Below are 2,150 nucleotides of genomic sequence, written 5' to 3' on the forward strand. Positions count from 1 at the left end.
GCCTCTGGGGGACGGGTGCCCCGTCCCCGTCCATCGCCTTGGCCACTGTCGCCACCTGTCCTTCCGTCCTGTACCGGACCGTCTCGCTGCTCCGTCTGGGCGTGTTCCGCCGCCGGAACACGCTCTAGCGGGGTGAACGCAGTTCCCGCCTCAGAATCTTCCCACTTGCCGTCTTGGGGAGCTCCGCCAGGATCTCCACCTCGCGCGGGTACTTGTACGCGGCGAGCCGTTCCTCGCAGTACGCGCTCAGTGCGGCGGGGTCCGCCTCGGCTCCGGGACGGAGGCTGACGTAGGCCCGGACGCTCTCTCCTCGGTAGGCGTCGGGGACGCCGACGACCGCCGCCTCGCGGACCGCCGGGTGGGTGTGGAGGACGTCCTCCACCTCCCGGGGCCACACCTTGAAGCCGGAGGCGTTGATCATGTCCTTCTTGCGGTCGACGACGTAGAGCCAGCCCTGGGCGTCCATGAAGCCGATGTCGCCGGTGCGCAGCTCGCCGTCCGGGAAGGCGGCCTCGGTGGCCTCGGGGAGGTTCCAGTAGCTGGAGACGACCTGGGGTCCGCGTACGGCGATCTCGCCCAGCTCGCCGAAGGGGACGTCGTCGCCGTTCTCGTCGGTGATCCGGACCACGGTGTCGGGACCGGGCACGCCGACGGAGAGCGTCCCGGAGGCGGGGTCGACGGGGGCCTCGCGCTCCGGTGGCACGGAGGCGCAGGGGGCCGTGCACTCGGTGAGGCCGTAACCGTTGCGCAGGTACGGCCCGAAGCCGTCGCGGAACCTCTCGACCAGGGCGGGCGGCAGCGGTGCGCCGCCCGAGGAGATCACCTTGAAGGAGGCGAAGTGCTCCGGCGTGGCCTCCGGGTGCGCCGCCAGCGCCATGAAGGCGGTCGAGGGGCCCACGGTGTAGGCGGGGCGGTGCTCGGCGAAGGCGTCCAGGACGACGCCCGCCTCGAAGCGGTGGGCGAGCACCAGGGTTCCGGCGTTGGCGACGCAGGCGGCGAGCTGGCACACCATGCCGGTGATGTGGAAGAGCGGGGCGAGCGCGAAGTAGGCGGAGCCCTCCTCGACGGGGTGGCCGGCCCGCTGCCGCTCGGCGTTGACCATGATGTTGCCGTGGGAGTTCATGGCGCCCTTGGGGGTGCCGCTGGTCCCGGAGGTGTAGCTGATCAGAGCGGTGTCGCCGGCGGCGAGTGCCCGGCCCTCGGGCGCCGCGTGGCCCTGCCGGGCGACGGCCACCAGGTCGGCGGCCGGGTCGTCGGGGCCGGGGGCGGGCAGCCGTTCGAAGCCGAGCACCCGGGGGTCGTCGGTGGACTGGAGGTCGCGTTCGCAGGCGGTGAGGACGATGCGCACGCCGGACGCGGCCTCGGCGGCGGCCCGCAGGTAGGACGCCCAGGCCCGCTCGGAGCAGACGAGTGCCCGCACGCCCGCGTCGTCGAGGACGTGGCCGGCCTCGCCGGCCTTGTACATGGGGTTGAGCGGCACGACGGTGGCGCCGGCCTTCCACGCGCCGAGCAGCGCCAGCACGAAGTGCGGCGTGTTCTGCAGCATGACCGCCACCCGGTCGCCGCGCTCCAGCCCCTGCCGGGCGAGGTGGCCGGCCACCGAGTCGGACAGCGCGTCGGCCTCGCGGTAGCTGAGGCGTCCGTCGAAGTAGGCGAGCGCGGTGCGGTCCGGGGCGCGGTCGACGGCCGCGCGGAAGGCGTGCACCAGGGTCTCGGCCGGGTGGACGGGCGCGAGCTGCGCCTCGCTGAGCAGGGCCGTCCAGGGCCTGGCCGCGTAGATCGACTCGGTCATGCGCCGGTCTCCTCCCATTTCCGCTGGAGATGGTTCATGCCGCCGATCCACTGGTCGGGGTCCTTGGCGCGGGCCCGGTAGTACCCGGCGACCTCGGGGTGCGGCAGCACCAGGAAGCGGTTCTGCTCCATGGCGTCGAACAGGGCGTCGGCGACGGCCTCGGGTTCGATCGCGGTGGGGGCGAGCACCAGGTCGCCCGCCGTTCCGGCGGCCGTGAGCATGTCGGTGCGTACGCCCTGCGGACAGATCGCGTGGACCTTGATCCCCCGGTGCCGGTAGGTCAGGGAGAGCCACTCGGCGAAAGCGACGGCGCCGTGCTTGGTGACGCTGTACGGGGCGGCCCCTGTCTCTTATACAC

At 72.9% G+C, this 2,150-nt stretch carries 1 protein-coding gene and 1 pseudogene; both read right to left on the bottom strand.

What is annotated here, in order from left to right; all coding sequences use genetic code 11:
- Positions 1–124: 124 nt before the first annotated feature.
- Positions 125–1,792, bottom strand: coding sequence for a class I adenylate-forming enzyme family protein (locus IH13_RS0124800; protein WP_031088008.1), 1,668 nt, complete (start codon positions 1,790–1,792; stop codon positions 125–127).
- Positions 1,789–2,139, bottom strand: a pseudogene (locus IH13_RS0124805) (SDR family NAD(P)-dependent oxidoreductase); the annotation flags it as partial. The pseudogene IH13_RS0124805 and the gene IH13_RS0124800, both read right to left, overlap by 4 nt.
- Between the last annotated feature and the right edge of the window lie 11 nt (positions 2,140–2,150).

Source organism: Streptomyces sp. NRRL WC-3549 (assembly GCF_000721935.1).
GTDB lineage: Bacteria > Actinomycetota > Actinomycetes > Streptomycetales > Streptomycetaceae > Streptomyces.